The following is a 12,228-nucleotide window of genomic DNA, read 5'->3' on the forward strand; positions in this document are numbered from 1 at the left end:
CCGGCGCCATCCCTCTGGAGATGGCGCCGGTCGAATCCTACTGGAACATGCCCTTCGGCGTCTCGCCCTTCAGGAAGGGCTCGGCGAAGGCGTAGAGCAAGTCCGTCTGGTTGATGACTGCGGTGTGCGACGTCGCCGGCAGGATGGCGAGCCGCGAGGCAGCCAGAGGCTTGCCCATGTCGCCCATCGCTCCGCCGCCAAGCAGACGGAAGAGCGCGACATTGTGTTCGAGCGTCGCCACGTCCGCATCGCCGGCAATGATCAGGACCGGTGCCTTCAGCGCCTTGACGTCCGCCTCCCAGGCCATCGGCTCCTTTTCGAGCTGGATCAGCTTCTTCACGAGATCAGGAAAGCCGTCAGGGTTGGCGGCAAGCTTGCGATAGTCCTCGGCAAACGGCAGGCCGACAATCATCTCGACGGTCATCTGCGGGATGACCGCCTTGAACTCCGGCTGCCAGCCGTCAGCGTCATAGGCGACGGATGCGGCAGCGAGCTTGTTCACCTTTTCCGGGTGGCGGATCGCCAGTTGCAGACCGGCGGCCGCACCCATGGAGTAACCAAAGACGTCAGCCTTCTTGAGATCAATCGCATCCATGAAGGCAGCGATGTCATCGGCGAGGTTCGGATAAGTGATCGGCCGGTCGATATCGGTGGTGCGGCCATGGCCCTGCAGCTCGACCGCATAGACCTTGTGGGTCTCTGCAAGCTTCGGGATGATCGCGCCCATCGACGGAATGTTCATGTAGGCGCCGTGCAGCACGACCAGCGGTTCGCCTTCGCCCGAGATCTCGTAATACATCTTCATGCCGTTGACATCGACGCGATTGCCCACCGGCTCGGCGTCGGCAAATGTGGTGCCGGAAATCAGCAGAGCGCCAGCAATGAAACCGGTGCGGAACATGCATATTCTCCTTGTAGTCAGCGCGGTCCAAAACCGCCGTCGAGCTTAAGACGTGCAGCGCTTTCCCATCCCGACGTCGACAATCAAGAAAATTTCGGCCTGCATTGCGGCGCGCCGAAAGGGTCTAACGCAGCAGTCGCCGCTACAGGCGTTCAGCTCGGCGGATTGAGCTTCGGCCGCAGGCCCGCGAACTGCGAGACGGCGAAGTCTAAGAGTTTTCGCACCCGCGGGAGATTGCGCGTCTCCTGGTGCACGCCGAGCTTCAACGACAGGACTGGTGCGGCAACGCCGACATCCACGGATACAAGGCCGTCCCGGCCGGCCGCAAGGAAATGCGGAAGCGTCGCGAGCGCCGCGCCGGTTTCGACAGCACTCAGTTGCGAGCGGATCGAGTTCGCGCGCAACATTACCCTCGCATCCGGCAAGAGGTCCTTCAGCCAAGTCGAGAGTGACACCCGCACCGGCACCTCGGCCAGTTCGACAATGGCGTGACCGTCACCGGTGGCGTTTGGATGGCCGAAGCGATCGAGGTAGGCCTGCATGGCAAACAGGCCATAGCGGATATCGGCAACCTTGCGCTCGACGATGTCGCTCTGATCGAAGCTGCCGAAGCGGAAGGCGATATCGGCGTCCCGCCGGGACAGATTGAAGCGCCGGGCGTCGTTCAACAGGTGAATGGTGACGCCGGGATGGGCCGCGGCAAATCTCGTCAGGATCGGCGCCAGCAGATAATCTCCGAGCCAGTCGAGGCTGGTGACGGTGATGGTACCCGCCAGCGCATCGTCCTGCGCCGCCAGGCGTCGCTCGACCGCAAGCGCATTCGCCTCCATCTGCTCGAGCGCCGACAGAATGGACAGGCACGCCGCAGTCGGCACAAGGCCGCTTGTTTGCCGCTCGAACAGCTTCTGCTGCGTCTTCTGCTCGAACGCGTCGAGGCGACGGCTGAGTGTCGGCTGGGTCGTGCCCAGAGCCCGCGCCGCCGCGCTCAGCGAACCGTGGCGTGCCAGCAGCTGAACAAGATGGAGTTCTTCCCAGTCCACAAGCACCTCAGGGTTCAGCCGGTCGAGGCGGCTCGCCTCGACGGTAATTCATAGGCACTTTCGTGCCCGCCGTCATGCCCCCGTCGATCGGCAGCACCACACCGGTGATGTAACTCGCCTCATCGGAACAGAGCCAGAGGACGCTTGCGGCCACCTCCTCCACTCGGCCAAGCCGGCGCATCGGCGTCGAAAGTGCTGCGTGCCGCTGGATTTCGGCGCCTGCAGCTTCGAGATGGTGGGTGAGGATCGGCCCGGGCGCGACGACATTGATCCGGATTCCCTGGTCGGCGTAATCGAGCGCCGCGGCCTTGGTCAGCCCGATGATCCCTGCCTTTGCACTGACATAGGCGGAAAGCCCGGAGGTACCGTTGATGCCGGCGACGGAGGCCATGTTGACGATCGCGCCGCCGCCACGCGCCATCGCTTCGATCTGATAACGCATGCCGAGAAAGGTGCCGCGAACATTGGTGCGAATGCCACGATCGAAACCTTCGATATCGAGATCGGCAAGCGGCGCCGGCATGGTTCCATCCGTCGCATTATTGAAGGCGGCGTCGAGCCGGCCATAGTGCTTCATCACGCTCGCAAGCGCCTGCTTCATGGCAATCTCGTCGCCGACATCGGCCGCGATCGCCAGTGCATCTCCGCCCGCCTCACGGATGGAGACCACCAGCGCCTCGAGAAGGACGACGGATGCTCCGGCCTGCGCAAAGGCGCGGGCAGCGGCCGCGCCGATACCCTTGCTGGCGCCTGTGACCAGGGCGACCTTCCCGGCGAATCCAAGATTGTTTGTGTTCATCAACCCGACTCCATCTGACGCTGTCGCACGGTTTCTAGCGTCGGACGGCGACGGCTGCTTCGTGCAGGCGCGTATGCCTCCCATACGTGGAGAGACAATCGACTTTCGGTGCGAACTGGATTGCCTATGTCCGGGAGCCCGTCTTTCGCCCTGAAGCGTCGATCGGGCCGTAGTTTCGAGAAGCACAGGAGGCGACAATGGATGCAATCGCGACAAGGCAAGGAAGATCGGAGCGCCGGAAGCGGCTGAAGGCCGAACTCGACCGGGTGATTGCGGAAGCCCTGGATGAACAGCGTATCGTCGGCACGGTCGTCGAGGTCCTCGTCGACGGCGAGCCCGCCTACCAATGTGCCGCAGGCTTCGCCGATCGCGAAGCCGACCGGCCGATGACCGAGGACAGCATCTTACTGCTCTCCTCGGTTGCAAAGCCGATCGTCACGGTCGCCGCTCTCAACCTGGTGCAAAGCGGCACCATCGGTCTCGACGATGCCGTGTCGGAATGGCTGCCCGCGTTCAGGCCGCGGCTACCGGACGGCAGCGTACCTCGGATCACCGTCCGTCAACTCCTGACGCACAGCGCCGGCTTGAGCTACGTGTTCATGGAAGAGGGCGATGGTCCCTACCACCGGCACCCCATCAGCAGCGGCCTTGATGGCAGCGACGATGATCTCCCTGCCCTTATCGGCAAACTCACCGCCATCCCGCTGTCCTATCCGCCCGGACGCGGTTGGGGTTACTCGATGAGCTTCGATGTGCTCGCGCGGTTATCGAGCAGGCGACGGGATTGAAGCTGCCGGAGGCGATCACTGCGCTCGTCACAGGCCCGATGGGGATGGGCGACACCGCCTTTTCCGTGGCTGATACACGCAGGCTCGTGGTCCACTATGGCGACGCGTCGCCGCGGCCGCGGCGGCTCACTGGCGACGGCAATCCCGTGCGCCTCTCGCCCGGCCGGATCTTCAACGCAGGGGCCTTTCCCTCCGGTGGTGCCGGCATGGCAGGCCCCACCGGGGATGTAATTCGCCTTCTCGAAAGCCTCAGGACCGGGCAGTCGCCGGTGCTCGACGCCCCTACCACCCGCTCGATGTTCGATATTCAGGCACGGACCGGCGGATTGGCCGCCGGCGCCGGGTGGGAGTTCGGTTTCGGCGGTGCCGTCCTTGTCGAACCCGAGACGGCGGGAACGCCGCAGTCGCGCGGCACGCTGCAATGGGACGGCGCCTACGGCCACAAGTGGTTCATCGACCCGGTCCGCGGCCTGACCGTCGTTGCGCTCACCAACACCGCCTTTGAAGGCATGAACGGACGCTTCCCGGTCGATCTCCGCGACGCCATCTATCGGAGCCTCTAACCATGCGGAACGCCTCGTTTCCCGTCGACCTCGGCCGTTACTTCGCCCGCATCGGTTACTCCGGGCCGCAATCGCCCGATCTGGCAACGCTCGGCGGCATCATTGCTCGCCATGCGGCGTCGATCCCCTTCGAGGCCATCGATGTGCTGCTTGCCCATCCGGTCGAGTTGTCGCCGGCGGCAATCGACAGCAAGCTCATCGACCGCAAACGCGGCGGCTACTGCTTCGAACAGAACAGCCTTTTGCAGCGTGTACTCAGCGCGCTCCGTTATCCGGTAGAGCCCTTGATGGCCCGCGTCCTGTGGATGCGCGAACCCGATGCGCCGCCGCCGGCATGGTCGCATATGGCGCTTCGCGTCTTCGTGAACGGTGTCGGCTATCTCGTCGATACCGGTTTTGGCAGTTGCGTGCCGACCGCGCCTCTGCGTTTCGACCGGACCACGCCACAGCCGACGCCACATGAGCCATTCCGCCTCAGCCGGACGATCGAGGGCTTCTTGCTCGAAGCCCAACTCGGTCGCGATTGGGTACCGGTCTACGAAGTGTCGCCAACGATTTGCGGGGAGGAAGCGTATCGGATCGCGAATATCGTCACATCGACCCATCCGCAGTCGCTTTTCCGGCAGAACCTGTTGGTGGCGTTGACCACCGAGGAGGCACGCAAGATCCTGTTCGGAAACCGGCTGACGATCCGTGACAGGAACGGCACCGTCACACGCCGTGATCTCGATGCGCCTGCAATAGAAACTGCCCTGACAGGCGTCTTCGGCCTACCCTTCCAGGACGATTGGCGCCGGATCACTGCGCGCATCGGCAGCACGTTCGAAGTATCCACCGCAACGACATGACGTGAGCCCGACGCCCCCGTCTATCGGTGTGTCAGGATGTAGTCCTTGAGGATCTCTGCATGGTTTCGAGCCTCATCCTTCACGCTGTAGAGCAAGGTCACGGGGGCCTCACCAATGTGCTGCCGCAACACGTCAACTGCCGCCGGATTGTTGTCGAGCTCACCAATGTAGCGCTTGCTGAACTCGTCCCAGGTGCCTTGATCCCCGTGAAACCAGCGACGCAGTTCCGTTGTCGGCGCGATCTCCTTGAGCCACAGGTCGACCGCCGCTTCCGCCTTGGTAAGTCCACGCGGCCACAGGCGATCAACCAGGACGCGCATGCCGTCCCCATCCGCCTTCGGCTCATAGACACGTTTCGTCTTCAGCTGCATGAACGCCCCTCACACGGTCTCATTGCTTGGACCATAGCCGCCCGCCGCTGTCCGACCAAGCCCGGAGGATTTGCAGGCAGACAACAAGGGCGCGCCCGCTATACCCCGCGTCTGTTGCCCCAGAGCAGAACATGCAGTTGCGGCAGCACCCGAGCCTCGAACCAGCGATCTTCCGTCACCTTACCGACCAGCCAGAGCATGCGGTCGATGATGCCGTCGATATCGACGGTGGCATCGTCGTCATCAGGGGGCGGCGGCGTGTGGTTGCCGGGCTGCAGATAGAGCGGCAGATGCGGATTACGGGCCGCCGCATCGCGGGCATAGGCATAATCGCGCTCGTCGAAGACGACGATCTTCAGCGCCACCTCGGGCCGGCCTGCCGCCATGCGAAGACAGTCGTCGAAGGCGTTCCAGTCGGTCTTCATGCCGCTCGACGGCGGCTTCGGGCTCAAGACCAGCACGTCGAGATCGGCAAACCAGTCCTTGGCGATGCTGCCCTGCGTCTCCAGGGCAAACCGGTAGCCTTCCTCTCGCCCACGCGCGATCAGAGGTCCAAGCGGCTGGATCGCCGGATTGCCACCGGATAGCGAGACCGTGAGCGGCTTGCTGCCGGATAGCCGGCTGACTTCGCTCCAGATCTCCCCCACCGTCATCGGCAGCCATTGGTCGCGATATTCGCTGTCGACCGCATGCAGCGTGTCACACCAGCTGCAGCGATAATCGCAGCCGCCCGTGCGCACGAACACGGTCGGCAGGCCGATCAGGATGCCCTCGCCCTGGATCGTCGGCCCGAAGATTTCGCTGATCCGGATGCGCGTTTCGCCAGGCCCGGTCATGGCCGGTATTCCGCCCAGGTCTTCGGTGTTTCGCTGACGCGCACAGCCGAGGTTTCAGGGAGCCTCACCTTGCACCAATCGTAGAAATGCTTTGCCAGACATTCGGCCGTCACCTGGTCATGGCCGAGGACGTCATTGAGGTGACGATGGTCGAAGCTCTCGTCGATGTAGCGCTTCAGTGGCGCCAGCTCGTGATAGTCGCGCACGAAGCCGTGTGCGTTGAGTTCCGCACCGGCAAGCTCGACTTCAACGACGTAGTTATGCCCGTGCAGCCGGGCGCACTGGTGGTCCGCCGGCAGGCTCTTTAGCTGGTGCGAGGCGGAGAAATGGAACTCCTTGGTGATCCGGAACATCACTTCACCTCCTCGGCTGAAAAAGCAGACGTCGCCGCCACCCAGAAATCCGGATCCTCATAATCGGTCGGGTCCGCAACACCGGCAAGATGGAAGGCCTCGCGCCGCTCGACGCAGGTGCCGCAGCGGCCGCAATGGCGTGCGCCACCCTTGTAGCAGGACCAGGTCTCTTCGAAGGGTGTCGCATGGCTTGCGCCGTCGGTGACGATATCCGCCTTCGATACGATCACATAGGGCGCGTAGAGTGCAACGTTGGCATAGCCGTCGAGCGCCTGGTTCTGCATCGCCTGGAAGGCCTCGATGAAACCGGGGCGACAATCGGGGTAGATGAAATGATCGCCGCCATGCACGGCGACCGCCACCGCATCCGCCTTCTGCGCGGCAGCAAGCCCGAAGGCGATGGCGAGCATGATGGCGTTGCGGTTCGGAACCACCGTCGCCTTCATGGTTTCCTCGGCATAGTGGCCGTCGGGCACGTCGACATCGTCCGTCAGCGCCGATCCGGTGAGGTGGGCGCCGATGGCGCGAATGTCGATCATCTGATGTGGAACGCCAAGCCGCCTCGCACAGGCGGCGGCAAAGTCCAGTTCCTTGCGGTGTCGTTGTCCATAGTCGAAGGAGAGCAGGCCTATAAGCTCCTGCTCGGCTGCGACCTTGTGGGCAAGCGATACCGAGTCCAATCCGCCGGAGCAGATGACAATCGTCTTCATGATAGGTGTCCTTGTTTTGACCGGGTAGGCTGCGACCGGATTACGGGGTGCCTTCTAGGACAAAGCAGGGGCGATGGGAAGCTTAATGTTGATGTGGGAGGACAAGCAATTTGTCCCGAAGACACGCATCCGTCCCAAGCACTACAATGAATACACAGGAATGCTCTTCTAGTGAACGCATTATTTCAACCGCTAAAATGAAATGTTTTTACCGTAACAAGTAATAATTTGACTATTTACCTCGATATATGACGTTATATGCTATCGCATAATACATATTTATGATTTAATATTAAACTAATCGATACTATAAAAGAATTCGTTATCATTTTTGAAACTTATCTCGGTACCACGCAAGTAAAAATCACCACGCAACGACGCTGCCGATGAGACTTTCGGCTCGAAAGTCGCCTTCAAAGGTTTCGAAATGCCGTGACAAAGGCGTCGGATAGGCGCCCCTGATCACTATAGCGCGGCGATCAGGATGAGACGAATCTCACCTTGATTGGGTTCTTCCGCATATTTGGTGCAGGAGGATTCGCGTGCGGCGCGAATACGGTCATAGATTCGGAATCGTAGTCTATGCAGTGATTTGCTCGTGCTTCACTTTTTCAACTCGTTGCTTCCGGAGACTTTCGAGGTCGAGGAGGTCGAGCGCCAAGGTGGGGCAGTCGTTATTTCGGCGCGGTCGATTTCGGCCTCGGCAAATTGCCCCAGTTGCGACCGATCCAGCGGGCGCGTTCACAGCCATTACCTGCGCCGGCTTGCCGATCTGCCTTTCCAGGATCAAGCTGCGGCGATCCGACTTCGTGCCAGGCGTTTTCGTTGTGTCGACACACAATGCGTGACGCGTATCTTCACCGAACGATTTCCGGGATTGGTTTCTGCCAAGGCCCGTCGAACCAGCCGCCTCAGAGCGGCGCAAACAGCGGTCGGGCTTACGGCAGGAGGCGAGCCCGGCGGTCGCTTATCGCAAAAGCTGACCATTCCTGTGAGCGGCGATACACTCCTGCGAATGGTGAGCGCATCGGTGCACGAATCCTATCCTGCCCCTCGTATCGTTGGTATCGACGATTGGGCCTGGCGCAAGGGCCAGCGTTACGGCACGATTGTCTGCGATCTGGAACGCAACCGCGTTCTTGATCTGCTTCCCGAACGAAATGCTGATGTTGTAGCCGAATGGCTTGCCCGGCATCCTGGCGTGGAAATCATCGCCCGCGACCGTGCTGGCGTTTATGCAGAAGGGGCACGACGAGGCGCCCCTGATGCCGCTCAGATCGCGGATCGATGGCATCTTCTCGCGAATTTGGGGGAGGCTCTTCGTCTGGCGGTCGGTCGTCATCGCAAAGCTGTCCGTCTTGCCGGCGTCGCCGCGATGCATGAGATCGCCGCAGGCAGTCATGAAGGCCCCGAACACATATCGCAGAAGCCAACGTCGCTGCAAAGCTTGCGGCACCAGCGAAAGCGGCAACGTCGTGATCTGTATGAGGAGGTGATGCGCCTGCGTGATGCGGGGATCACCTCTGCGAGGCAGATTGCGCCACAGGTCGGCATGAGTGTGCGTACAATTGAACGGTGGCTGGCAGCGGGCGGCGACCCGAACACCACCGCCCTTCGGTTCACCACCATACCCTCCTGCCGTTCGAGGACTATCTTCTTCGACGTTGGAACGACGGATGTCACAATGGTCGACAGCTTCTGTCCGAGATAAAAACCCAGGGATTTAAAGGGAGCCGTGCCACCGTTTACCGATGGATCGCAGCCCTGAAGAAGCAGCCACAATCATCTAAAGGCGAAAAGAGCCGACCCTGGCGACCGCCATCTCGGCGCGCATGCGCATGGCTCCTGGGCCAGGACCCTCAATCCTGTGACACAAAGACCGAGTGTTTCCTGAAGCATGTTTACGAACATGCGCCGCAGCTTTCGGTTGCCGGGCATCTTTCTCGCCGATTAGCAGCAATATTGCAGGGTGATGATGCCTCCCTCCTGGAGGGATGGATCGCCGAGGCCGGGGACAGCGAACTGGCCTCTTTGGCTGCCGGAATTAGCCGCGACATCGAGGCCGTCCGCGGCGCGATCAAGCATCGATGGACGACCAGCCCCGTCGAGGGCCAGATCAATCGCCTGAAGACGCTGAAGCGGCAGATGTATGGCCGGGCCGGTTACGCGCTGCTGCGCAGTCGCGTTCTAATGGCGGCATAGCTGATACTCAGAATGCCGGGGACGGGAACCATTCAGCATTGCCTGGGGCGGAGCGTCGGCCTTAGATTTGTTCGAAGCTCTACAAGGATTGCGATATGACTGCGCATCAGACGTCCTTCACCGAAGCAATGAGCCTTGATGATCTCGAAGCTTATCTCATGTCCGACAGTTCTCCAGCGGAGAGTATGCTGCTGTCCGATCTGGATGGCTTTTTGACCGACATCGCCGTCGGGCCGGAGGCAATCCCGCCCGACGAGTGGTTGCCGGTTATTTGGGGCGGGTCTGCGCCCCAGTTTGACGATGAGAGCCAAGCGCAGGCTGTCCTTGGGGCCATTATGGGCCGTTACGACGAGATCGTCCGGCAAATCGACAACGAGACCGTCGAGCCTATTTTTTGGCAATCCGGCGACACCGTCATCGCCTGGGACTGGGCTGACGGCTTTGTCGAGTCCTTCGCGTTGCGCCAGCGTCACTGGACGAAGATGCTCAAGTCTGAAGCCGCGATGCTGCTCGTTCCCATCATGATGCTCTGTGATCCCGAAAATCTGCCCGATGACCTTGCCATCGAGGAAAAAGAGCAGGTGATTGACGACGCGATTGAGGCCCTGCCGGACACCGTTTTGGCAATTGCGGCCTATTGGCGTATGTCCGAACTCGAAAAGAAAGGCGTCTCTGCCGGCCTGCGCTCGTTTGCCAGTCCCGGCCGAAACGATCCCTGCCCGTGTGGATCAGGCAAAAAATTCAAAAAATGCTGTGGGACTGGCTCCTGAACAACCATAGCGAAACCGCAAGCAGGCGGAGACCCTGACCTGCACCAAATATGCGGAAGAACCCTTGATTGCCGCCGCGCACTGATCACGTTTCAGCTCTCGGCAGCGCCGCCAATTGCACACTCCGCCGCTGGCATCCGGAACCAAAATTAGGCGCTGGCGAAGAAGAGCCCGTTGCCGATAGTGCCTGGCACCGGCCTGAGCTCCCTTTAGCGAGCCTTCTTTAAGCGGACCTTTGACCGACATGCCGTCGCCGGCTCGATCGCCCACCGTTTTGTCCCATGCACCGCATGCCACAAGGCTTGTAAAAAATGGGAGGCAAGAAGTGAGAAAGAAGTTTGACCCAATCGCGCACGCTGAAGAAGCTTGGAGAATGCTGGCGTTTCCCGTGCAGATCACCGCAGCAGCAAAAGTGTTCAGACGAGAGGCGACCGGTACCGGATCGAGCACGAGGTACATTCGAGCGATCCGCTACGAAGAGAATGGCGTGGAACATAACGGCGCATTCGTGGTGAGGATCATTCACGGTTCCGGCATAACCCCACCTTACTGGATTGATAGCGCACGGCATATCAGAGGCGGTCTCGAACACGCTCCAAGCGACGCCGCGTTGGGCCTCGCCAATGGCTGGGAGCCTTTCGATGCGGAAGAGGCCGTTGAACGTATCGCAATTTGCCTTTGGAGAGCGATGCGCCCCGCAAAAGGTGTCGATATCCGCTCTGGCAATTCCTACAGGGTTCGGGTTGTAGACGGCGCCGCGGTTGCGGAATGCCGCGTTAGATACTGGTTGCCCGCGAAGAGTTCCGGGGAGGAGCGGTACAGCGTTCTACCCAAGTTCGGAAACTTCAGAGTAGCAATTGATGCCGAGACCAACCAGTTGATCTCCGCAGAATGCAACAGCAGTGATCGAGCCACAGTCTTGGCAACTATCGACGCAGAAAGTCTCAGGAGCGTCTATGAGCGCGCTGGAGTCCGATTGAATAAGCGGGGACCAGTCAGTGCGACCAGGGCGCTCGCCATGTGAAGGCCAACGCTCTTCTCAACGCACCAGAATCATTCATTGGCTACCTGTTCGAATGCAGAAGGTAATCCCACAAGAACCGGCCCGAGCGGAGGTTTTAATTTCGCCCAGCCGCCCTTAAATTTGGGGACCTTACTGATTGGAAACCAGTGCTTCTTGTCCATCTCCTCGAGTTCCGAGACGTGCCAAAACGTCATCCAAGTGGGCGAGTCGGTGAGGGCAGTCGATGGACGAAACTTCTGTTCGGGATGCCGACCATCATCATTCCATACCTGGCCAACATACCAACCCCGCCACTTCACCATAAAAGTCGGTTGCGCGGCCACCCCCTCGTGCGAGGCATAGATTAGAACCCGCACGGGGTTGCCATCCCTAAGTTCATCCACCTTGTTAAATACCCTGTAGCTGCTGGTACCGAATGCGACTGAGGCCTCGGTGGCCAGTACGGCAGCACTGGCCGCCAGATGAACCAAGGGTACAGGCGCAAGGATGGCGAAGGGCTGCGGTTCCGGCATCACATACTCCTGAAATGAGGATACGTTTACGAGAACAACAACAACCGTTTGAGGCTTGCGGGCCGGTAAAGACCCTGAGAACACTGCTTAACGGTAGATGTCGAGCGTGCGGTTTCGGTGGTTCGGATGCGTGCTGTAGACGAAGATGCGGTTGAGGTCGCGATCGGTTAGCAGCCGCAGGAATCGCGCTTCGACGACGTTGTTGGCATGCACTCGCTTTAAGAGGCAGCCGATCATCTGGATGCGCGCGCTCGGGATATCTAAGTAAAAATTCTGCGGCAGCCGAAACTGGGTCGCCGCGCAGTCGCGATGCTGAGAACGGCGCCGCTTCTCGACAGCTTGAGAATCTCGCATCGACGCGAGCTCAGTTGTGTCATGCCCTTCTCGGTATATTCGATGCGCGCCTCGTTCCGGGTGTCCTCCATCGGAAAGCTTGCCTCCCGATCGTACATGAAGGACTCTTCCTTGTTCAGGAAGTGCTGCTGCATTACCGGCGCCGCGCCTCTCATCG

General features: G+C 60.6%; 15 protein-coding genes and 1 pseudogene. 7 read left to right on the plus strand and 9 right to left on the minus strand.

Translation table 11 applies throughout. The annotated features are described in order from the left end of the window. Nucleotides 1-37: 37 nt before the first annotated feature. The 3 genes from AC3WWH_RS19360 to AC3WWH_RS19370 all read right to left on the minus strand — a co-directional run bounded on the left by AC3WWH_RS19360 (nucleotide 38) and on the right by AC3WWH_RS19370 (nucleotide 2,740). Nucleotides 38-901 (minus strand): alpha/beta fold hydrolase, encoded by an 864-nt coding sequence (locus AC3WWH_RS19360; protein ID WP_058323107.1) that lies wholly within the window; start codon nucleotides 899-901, stop codon nucleotides 38-40. Between the two features lie 152 nt (nucleotides 902-1,053). After that, a complete protein-coding gene (locus AC3WWH_RS19365) occupies nucleotides 1,054-1,941 on the minus strand; it encodes a LysR family transcriptional regulator (protein WP_058323106.1) in 888 nt (295 codons plus the stop codon). 7 nt (nucleotides 1,942-1,948) lie between these two features. Beyond that, nucleotides 1,949-2,740: an SDR family NAD(P)-dependent oxidoreductase gene (locus AC3WWH_RS19370; RefSeq protein ID WP_492377173.1), complete on the minus strand. Its 792-nt coding sequence runs from the start codon at nucleotides 2,738-2,740 to the stop codon at nucleotides 1,949-1,951. Nucleotides 2,741-2,937: 197 nt separating this feature from the next. Here AC3WWH_RS19370 and AC3WWH_RS19375 point away from each other — a divergent pair, with 197 nt between their 5' ends. The 3 genes from AC3WWH_RS19375 to AC3WWH_RS19385 are packed head-to-tail and all read left to right on the plus strand — an operon-like array spanning nucleotide 2,938 to nucleotide 4,939. Then, nucleotides 2,938-3,528, plus strand: coding sequence for a serine hydrolase domain-containing protein (locus AC3WWH_RS19375; protein ID WP_197417366.1), 591 nt, complete (start codon nucleotides 2,938-2,940; stop codon nucleotides 3,526-3,528). Then, nucleotides 3,525-4,091 carry a serine hydrolase gene (locus AC3WWH_RS19380; protein WP_197417365.1) on the plus strand — a complete coding sequence of 189 codons (567 nt, stop codon included), beginning with the start codon at nucleotides 3,525-3,527 and terminating at the stop codon, nucleotides 4,089-4,091. Before AC3WWH_RS19375 ends, AC3WWH_RS19380 begins: the two co-directional genes overlap by 4 nt. A gap of 2 nt (nucleotides 4,092-4,093) precedes the next feature. Further along, nucleotides 4,094-4,939 carry an arylamine N-acetyltransferase family protein gene (locus AC3WWH_RS19385; RefSeq protein WP_058323104.1) on the plus strand — a complete coding sequence of 282 codons (846 nt, stop codon included), beginning with the start codon at nucleotides 4,094-4,096 and terminating at the stop codon, nucleotides 4,937-4,939. A 20-nt stretch (nucleotides 4,940-4,959) separates the two neighbouring features. Here the strand turns inward: AC3WWH_RS19385 and AC3WWH_RS19390 are convergent, their stop codons facing one another. The 4 genes from AC3WWH_RS19390 to queC form a co-directional block, all read right to left on the minus strand. Continuing rightward, entirely contained in the window at nucleotides 4,960-5,310 is a 351-nt protein-coding gene (locus AC3WWH_RS19390) for a DUF488 domain-containing protein (protein ID WP_058323103.1), read from the minus strand. Nucleotides 5,311-5,408: 98 nt separating this feature from the next. Beyond that, on the minus strand, nucleotides 5,409-6,146 hold the full coding sequence (gene queE, locus AC3WWH_RS19395) for a 7-carboxy-7-deazaguanine synthase QueE (RefSeq protein ID WP_058323102.1): 738 nt from the start codon (nucleotides 6,144-6,146) through the stop codon (nucleotides 5,409-5,411). Further along, nucleotides 6,143-6,499, minus strand: a complete 357-nt coding sequence (queD, locus tag AC3WWH_RS19400; protein ID WP_058323101.1) for a 6-carboxytetrahydropterin synthase QueD — start codon at nucleotides 6,497-6,499, stop codon at nucleotides 6,143-6,145. The genes queE and queD overlap by 4 nt, the downstream gene beginning before the upstream one ends. Then, nucleotides 6,499-7,209: a 7-cyano-7-deazaguanine synthase QueC gene (gene queC, locus AC3WWH_RS19405; protein WP_058323100.1), complete on the minus strand. Its 711-nt coding sequence runs from the start codon at nucleotides 7,207-7,209 to the stop codon at nucleotides 6,499-6,501. Before queC ends, queD begins: the two co-directional genes overlap by 1 nt. Before the next feature lie 598 nt (nucleotides 7,210-7,807). Between queC and AC3WWH_RS19410 the strand changes: the two genes are divergently transcribed. The 4 genes from AC3WWH_RS19410 to AC3WWH_RS19425 all read left to right on the plus strand — a co-directional run bounded on the left by AC3WWH_RS19410 (nucleotide 7,808) and on the right by AC3WWH_RS19425 (nucleotide 11,205). Next, complete coding sequence (locus AC3WWH_RS19410) at nucleotides 7,808-8,920, plus strand: ISL3 family transposase (protein WP_210173017.1); 1,113 nt, start codon at nucleotides 7,808-7,810, stop codon at nucleotides 8,918-8,920. Between the two features lie 134 nt (nucleotides 8,921-9,054). Continuing rightward, entirely contained in the window at nucleotides 9,055-9,411 is a 357-nt protein-coding gene (locus tag AC3WWH_RS19415; RefSeq protein ID WP_492377217.1) for a transposase, read from the plus strand. 95 nt (nucleotides 9,412-9,506) lie between these two features. Beyond that, complete coding sequence (locus AC3WWH_RS19420) at nucleotides 9,507-10,181, plus strand: YecA/YgfB family protein (protein ID WP_058323099.1); 675 nt, start codon at nucleotides 9,507-9,509, stop codon at nucleotides 10,179-10,181. 325 nt (nucleotides 10,182-10,506) lie between these two features. Then, nucleotides 10,507-11,205: a hypothetical protein gene (locus AC3WWH_RS19425; protein ID WP_156433132.1), complete on the plus strand. Its 699-nt coding sequence runs from the start codon at nucleotides 10,507-10,509 to the stop codon at nucleotides 11,203-11,205. Nucleotides 11,206-11,234: 29 nt separating this feature from the next. Here the strand turns inward: AC3WWH_RS19425 and AC3WWH_RS19430 are convergent, their stop codons facing one another. Both AC3WWH_RS19430 and AC3WWH_RS19435 read right to left on the minus strand, forming a co-directional pair. After that, the gene (locus AC3WWH_RS19430) at nucleotides 11,235-11,717 is read right to left on the minus strand and encodes a hypothetical protein (RefSeq protein ID WP_058323097.1); all 483 of its coding nucleotides are present in this window, start codon (nucleotides 11,715-11,717) and stop codon (nucleotides 11,235-11,237) included. An 87-nt stretch (nucleotides 11,718-11,804) separates the two neighbouring features. Next, nucleotides 11,805-12,226, minus strand: a pseudogene (locus AC3WWH_RS19435) (hypothetical protein). Nucleotides 12,227-12,228: the final 2 nt, after the last annotated feature.

It is taken from the genome of Ensifer sp. EB106-03-01-XG145 (genome assembly GCF_058792075.1).

What these genes read in the sequence shown, in the direction of transcription:
- AC3WWH_RS19420 (WP_058323099.1), top strand. Translation starts at nt 9,507, where the DNA reads ATGACTGCGCATCAGACGTCCTTCACCGAAGCAATGAGCCTTGATGAT.
- queC (WP_058323100.1), bottom strand. Translation starts at nt 7,209, where the DNA reads ATGAAGACGATTGTCATCTGCTCCGGCGGATTGGACTCGGTATCGCTT.
- AC3WWH_RS19385 (WP_058323104.1), top strand. Translation starts at nt 4,094, where the DNA reads ATGCGGAACGCCTCGTTTCCCGTCGACCTCGGCCGTTACTTCGCCCGC.
- AC3WWH_RS19390 (WP_058323103.1), bottom strand. Translation starts at nt 5,310, where the DNA reads ATGCAGCTGAAGACGAAACGTGTCTATGAGCCGAAGGCGGATGGGGAC.
- queD (WP_058323101.1), bottom strand. Translation starts at nt 6,499, where the DNA reads ATGTTCCGGATCACCAAGGAGTTCCATTTCTCCGCCTCGCACCAGCTA.
- AC3WWH_RS19360 (WP_058323107.1), bottom strand. Translation starts at nt 901, where the DNA reads ATGTTCCGCACCGGTTTCATTGCTGGCGCTCTGCTGATTTCCGGCACC.
- AC3WWH_RS19430 (WP_058323097.1), bottom strand. Translation starts at nt 11,717, where the DNA reads ATGCCGGAACCGCAGCCCTTCGCCATCCTTGCGCCTGTACCCTTGGTT.
- AC3WWH_RS19375 (WP_197417366.1), top strand. Translation starts at nt 2,938, where the DNA reads ATGGATGCAATCGCGACAAGGCAAGGAAGATCGGAGCGCCGGAAGCGG.
- queE (WP_058323102.1), bottom strand. Translation starts at nt 6,146, where the DNA reads ATGACCGGGCCTGGCGAAACGCGCATCCGGATCAGCGAAATCTTCGGG.
- AC3WWH_RS19370 (WP_492377173.1), bottom strand. Translation starts at nt 2,740, where the DNA reads ATGAACACAAACAATCTTGGATTCGCCGGGAAGGTCGCCCTGGTCACA.